Annotated in this window: 6 protein-coding genes; 4 read left to right on the forward strand and 2 right to left on the reverse strand. The window is 73.2% G+C overall.

Annotated elements, in window-relative coordinates; genetic code table 11:
* Positions 1–296: 296 nt before the first annotated feature.
* Together AOK09_RS20570 and AOK09_RS20575 are read right to left on the reverse strand one after the other, a co-directional pair.
* Positions 297–1,061: a DUF4232 domain-containing protein gene (locus tag AOK09_RS20570; RefSeq protein WP_245687388.1), complete on the reverse strand. Its 765-nt coding sequence runs from the start codon at positions 1,059–1,061 to the stop codon at positions 297–299.
* A gap of 371 nt (positions 1,062–1,432) precedes the next feature.
* Positions 1,433–1,993, reverse strand: coding sequence for a TetR/AcrR family transcriptional regulator (locus tag AOK09_RS20575; RefSeq protein ID WP_055588691.1), 561 nt, complete (start codon positions 1,991–1,993; stop codon positions 1,433–1,435).
* 89 nt (positions 1,994–2,082) lie between these two features.
* Between AOK09_RS20575 and AOK09_RS20580 the strand changes: the two genes are divergently transcribed.
* From AOK09_RS20580 to AOK09_RS20595, 4 genes are all read left to right on the forward strand, one after another.
* The gene (locus AOK09_RS20580; protein WP_055588692.1) at positions 2,083–3,027 is read left to right on the forward strand and encodes an oxidoreductase; all 945 of its coding nucleotides are present in this window, start codon (positions 2,083–2,085) and stop codon (positions 3,025–3,027) included.
* Positions 3,028–3,177: 150 nt separating this feature from the next.
* Positions 3,178–3,675: an SRPBCC family protein gene (locus tag AOK09_RS20585; protein WP_079063263.1), complete on the forward strand. Its 498-nt coding sequence runs from the start codon at positions 3,178–3,180 to the stop codon at positions 3,673–3,675.
* Positions 3,672–4,223: a DinB family protein gene (locus AOK09_RS20590; RefSeq protein ID WP_055588696.1), complete on the forward strand. Its 552-nt coding sequence runs from the start codon at positions 3,672–3,674 to the stop codon at positions 4,221–4,223. Before AOK09_RS20585 ends, AOK09_RS20590 begins: the two co-directional genes overlap by 4 nt.
* Positions 4,224–4,322: 99 nt before the next feature.
* Entirely contained in the window at positions 4,323–4,892 is a 570-nt protein-coding gene (locus tag AOK09_RS20595) for a GNAT family N-acetyltransferase (RefSeq protein WP_055588694.1), read from the forward strand.
* The last annotated feature ends 310 nt before the right edge of the window (positions 4,893–5,202 follow it).

A 5,202-nucleotide genomic window follows, 5' to 3' on the forward strand; every position in this document is an offset into this window, starting at 1 on the left:
GGCTCCACCGCCTGCGCCGCGACGGCCGCCCGGCGCACCCCGGCCACCTCGCAGCCGAGCGCTGACCGGCAGGCCGCTCGACGGTCGGGACGCCGGGGTGGCGGCCCGGGCCGCCACCCCGCGGGAGGCACCCCCGCCCACCGGCCCCGTGCGCCGGACCCGCGGGGGGCCGGGGTGCGGCTGCGACAACCCCGCGGCGGTCCGCCCGGCCAGACGGCCCGGCCGGGCAGATTCGCTGCGGCTCCGGCCCCGTGGGTGACCGTGGCGGGTCGGAACCGAGGTGAACGGCCCTGGGCTCAGACGCCGCTACCCGGCCGGAAGGGTCCCACCTGCGGAACGGACGCCTTGCCGGTGTTGGAGACCTCACCACCGGCCCATGGCACCCTGAGCGAAGAGGTCTCGTCCGGAGGGGTGATCAGCACCGCGACGGGCGTCACCGTGGTCACCCCGCTGATCGCGGGATTGGAGAAGGACATGGGGGACCATGCGCTCTGGCCCGGAGTCAGCCGTACGAGCTGCTTCTGCTGCCCCGTGGCGCGCTCCGGATCCACGGTCACCTGCTCCCCGGCACTGTTGACGAATGCGACGCCCGGGAACCCGTAGACGGTGCAGGTGCGGTTCGACCGGTTGGTGAGCACGATCGGGAAGTTCTCCTGGCCCGCGCCCGGATCGTTCCTGCCGATGGAGGCCCGCAGGTCCGCGGTGTGGCACCGGCTGCTGCCCGCCGCCGTCGCCACCGAGGGGCTGCTGTCCGCCGTCGTGGGTGAGGGGGCTGCCGCCGTCGTGGAGGAGTCCGTGGTCGGTGCGGCCTCTGGGGTGGACGGGCCGCTGCTCGCCGGGCCGCTCGGGCTGCTGCCGTCCGTGGTGGCCGGCTGGGGGTGCGCCGGGGAGGCCCCGCCCCCGCCGCCGGTGCCGCCGCCGGTCCCGCAGCCGCTCAGCACGGCGATCAGGACGGCGGTGGCGGCGAGCAGCGGGTACCTGACCCGGCCGGCGCGGGGGCTGGCGCCTTCGGGGACCTCTCGGTGGTGTCGTCCGTTCGGGATGGACTGATGGATCGCCACGTCCGTGTCACTCTCCTCGTTCACGACCGTGCGGCGGCGGCGTCTGCGACCGAGCGCGCGGCCGGCGCCGTGCTGGGGGACTCCCCCCATGGGTGAGATGCGTTGCCGGTGCCGGCAGTTCTCGGATCGCCGCACTTTGCCGGAACATTGCCGGTTCGGTGAGGCCCGACCGGCGACGCCGGCGTGCCCGTGCTCCGGGATCCGTCAGTACTCCGCCCGGCCCGCCGAGGTTTCCCCCCGCTCTCCGCCGTGCGGTCGTGCGAGGGCCCGATCCGGTCCGCTGTCGGCGTCCCCTCCGTCCCAGAAGCCCGGGCCGGGGGCGGGCCGGGACGGTCGGGTGGCCCCGCGCCCGGAGGAGTGCTGCGGACGCGTCAGATGGCCTGGGCGGGGTGGGCCCGCAGCCCGTCGCGTACGACGGTGACGACCCTGTCGCGGGCGGCGGGCTCGGCCTGGCCGCGTTCCCTGGTCAGGCATCCGAACATGAGGGCCTTGACGTCGGTGATGTCCACGTCCGGGCGCACCGCACCCGCCTGCTGCGCCCGGGTGAGCAGCTCCCGGAACGTGGCGCCCACGTCGTAGCCGGCCTTGAGCGCCGCACCCTCCATGTCGAAGCCGGCGCCGGCGAAGGCCTCGGCCAGTCCCCGGTCGAGTGCGCCCTGGTCCACCATGTGCGCGAAGAACTCGAAGAACGCGTCCCCGGCGTCCCTGGTGGCGGTCAGTGAGCGCGCACGGTCGATCAGGGGCTCCACGCGGCTGAGCACGACCGCTTCGAAGAGCGACTCCTTGGTGGGGAAGTGCCTGCTCACGGTGCCGGTCCCCACGCCGGCCCGCCGGGCGATCTCCTGCACCGGGACCCCGAGCCCCTCGGCTGCGAACGCCGCCGAGGCGGCCTGGAGCACCTTCTCCCTGTTGCGCTGGGCGTCGGCACGCATGTGGTCCGCCTCCGGATCGTTGACAAGCGGGATGAGCGTCCCGGATATTAAGTGGGACGGCCATCCCGATTCTATTGCGGAGGACACCCATGACCCAGCCACACCCCGAGCAGCCATGGTCCGCGGCTGACATCGGCGACCAGCAGGGGCGCACCGCCGTGGTCACCGGCGCCAACACCGGGGTCGGCTTCGAGGTGGCCAAGGCGCTGGCCGAGCACGGCGCGACCGTCGTACTGGCCTGCCGTGACACCGGAAAGGCCGCCGATGCGGTCTCCCGCATCCGCGCCGGCGCGCGGTCCGCCCAGGTGACCGCGCTGCCCCTGGACCTCGCCTCGCTCACCTCGGTGCGGGAGGCGGCCTCCCAACTGCGCGCCGCACACCACCGCGTGGACTTACTGATCAACAACGCCGGGGTCATGTGGGCCCCGCGCGGGCGCACCGCCGACGGCTTCGAGACCCACCTCGGCGTCAACCACCTGGGCCACTTCGCCTTCACCGGCCTGCTGCTCGACCTGCTCACCGGCACGCTCGGCTCAAGGATCGTGACCGTCACCAGCCCGGCCCACAAGGAGGGGCGGATCGACCTCGACGACCTGCCGTCCAACAGCCGGTACCGCCCCAACAGGGCCTACGCCCGGTCCAAGCTCGCCAACCTGATGTTCGCCTACGAGCTGAACCGGCGGCTGGCCGCGGCCGGCGCCGCGACGATCTCGCTGGCCGCGCATCCCGGCGCCGCCCGCACCGAGCTCAACCGCACCATGCCCGCCCCGTTCCGGGGCCGGTCGTGGGGGGTCTGGCGTCCTTTCACCCACTCCGCGGAGAAGGGGGCGCTGCCGATCCTGCGGGCGGCCGTGGATGCGTGGGCGGACGGCGGCCAGTACTACGCCCCGGACGGGATGGGCGAGTTCAAGGGCCGCGCCGCGCGGACCGAGTCCAGCCATGGGTCGCACGACACGCGCGTCCAGCGGCTGCTGTGGGAGGCGTCCGAGAGGCTGACCGGCGTCACCTACCAGTTCACCACCGCCGACGCCTGAGCTGCCGGGGCCGCCGGCCACGCCTTCGAGCAGCGGCGGCGCCGCCTGTGCGGCGCGGACGCACGAGCGCTCCGCCGGGCGTTGTCGTACCCCCCGTGTAGCGTCCGATGCGAAGTCAGATCCAGATCGGCGGTCGGGGGAGGAACGGCGATGACGAGTACGACATCCGGGTCCGTGGTGACGGTGTCCCGCCACATCGGCGCTCCGCCGGGGGAGGTCTTCCGGATCCTGGCCGACCCGCGACGGCATCCGGACCTCGACGGCTCGGGCATGCTGCGCGGCAGCGCCCTCGACGCGGTGATCTCGGGAGTCGGGGACGTCTTCGTGATGCGGATGCACTTCGAGCGGTACGGCGACTACGAGATGAACAACCACGTCGTCGTGTACGAGCCGGACCGCCGCATCGGCTGGGAGCCGAGGCCCGGGCGCGGGCACCCCGACGCCACCGCGCCCGGGGCGGCGTGGGGCCACCGGTGGATCTACGACCTGGCCCCGCACGGATCCGGGGGCACGCTGGTGACCGAGACCTTCGACGGTTCGCGGATGCCGGAGGACAGACAGGCGGAGGTGGAGAGCGGGCGCGAGTGGTGGCGGACGCAGATGACCGGCACCCTGGAGCGCCTCGCCCAGCTGTGCGCCGCCCGGTGAACGACGAACTCGCCGCCCTCAAGAGCGCCCTGGACGGCCAGCGCGCGCATGTCCTCGGCATCCTCCAGGGGCTCTCGGAGGAGGATCTGCGGCGGCCGGTGCTGCCCAGCGGCTGGAGCTGCCTGGCACTGGTGCGCCACCTCACCCTGGATGTCGAGCGCTTCTGGTTCCCCGGGGTGACAGCGGGCGAGCCGGATGTGGCCGAGCAGCTCACGGCGGGTGCGGAGGCGCACTGGCAGGTGCCCGAGGGGATGGGAGCGGAGGAGGTCCTCGCCGACTACCGCGCGGCCGTCGCACGCGCGGACGCCGTCCTCGCCGCCGTCACGCCCGACCAGGCCCCAGCCGTCTGGCCGGTGGAGATCTGGCCGGACTGGCGGCTGCCCGACGTGCGCCACATCGTGATCCATGTGCTCACCGAAGTCGCCTGCCACGCCGGCCACCTGGACGCGGCCAGGGAACTGATCGACGGCACCACCTGGCTCGGCGGCAACCCCTACGCCGGTGAGGACGTGGAGAGCGACAGAGGCGGGTCCCCGGCCATGACGTGAAGGCGACCGTGCCATGCTGCTCCTCCAGCACCCCACCCGGTGACGGACGCGGTCCGAAAACGCCTGGACCGTCAGACCCGCCTCGTCCATGATCCTCACGTGACCACCTACCTCGAGTCCGAGCGCCTGACTCTGCGCCCCTTCGCCGCCGACGACGCGGACCTGCTGATCGAGCTGGACAGCGACCCGGCGGTGATGCGCTACCTGACCGGCGGCGCTCCGACTCCGCCGGAGGAGGTCCGCGACCTCGCCATTCCCAACATCCTCGCCGGTTACGAGCGCTGGGATCACGACCTCGGCCTGTTCGCCGCGTACGAGAAGGACGGCCGCGCGTTCGTCGGCTGGTTCTGTCTGCGTCCGCTCCGCAGCGGCCCGCGTGAGGAGGCCGAACTCGGCTACCGCCTGCGCCAGGCGGCCTGGGGCCGGGGCTATGCCACGGAGGTCTCGCAGGCGCTGCTGGCGAAGGGGTTCGCCGAGCTCGGGATCCGCATGGTCTGGGCCGAGACGATGGCCGTGAACCGTCCTTCGCGCAACGTCATGGAGAAGCTCGGGATGACGCTTGTGGAGAGCGTCCCCACGCCGGACGACATGATGGCGGTTGAGGGTTCCGAGCACGGCGGTGTGCGGTACGAGATCACGAAGGAGCAGTGGGAGCGGCGGCAGGCGTAGGCGGCGCGAGGCGCGGCCGTCAGCCCGCCGGGCCACCCGCCGCAGGACGAGCAAGGAACTCGTCCTCGCCGCCGATGGCCGCCCGACGTCCTGCTGATCAATTCCAGGCGCATTACTCAGCCGAGCCTGCCCGGATTCTTGTCGCTCCCCAAGCCGTCGGCGCCCGCGTCCGACGTTCCACGTCGACACGGCTGGAGCCGCCGACACCCGCGGAGCCGCCGACACCCTCGGGGGCGTCGGCGTCAGAGATGTCGCCGGCATCGGCGGGGGAGTCGCGGACCTCCGCGGCGGTTACGGTTTGCACCCACCC

It is taken from the genome of Peterkaempfera griseoplana, from assembly GCF_001418575.1.
GTDB classification, from domain to species: Bacteria; Actinomycetota; Actinomycetes; order Streptomycetales; family Streptomycetaceae; genus Peterkaempfera; species Peterkaempfera griseoplana.

Coding starts and splice junctions, on each gene's coding strand:
- AOK09_RS20580 (WP_055588692.1), top strand. CDS start 2,083: ATGACCCAGCCACACCCCGAGCAGCCATGGTCCGCGGCTGACATCGGC.
- AOK09_RS20575 (WP_055588691.1), bottom strand. CDS start 1,993: ATGCGTGCCGACGCCCAGCGCAACAGGGAGAAGGTGCTCCAGGCCGCC.
- AOK09_RS20585 (WP_079063263.1), top strand. CDS start 3,178: ATGACGAGTACGACATCCGGGTCCGTGGTGACGGTGTCCCGCCACATC.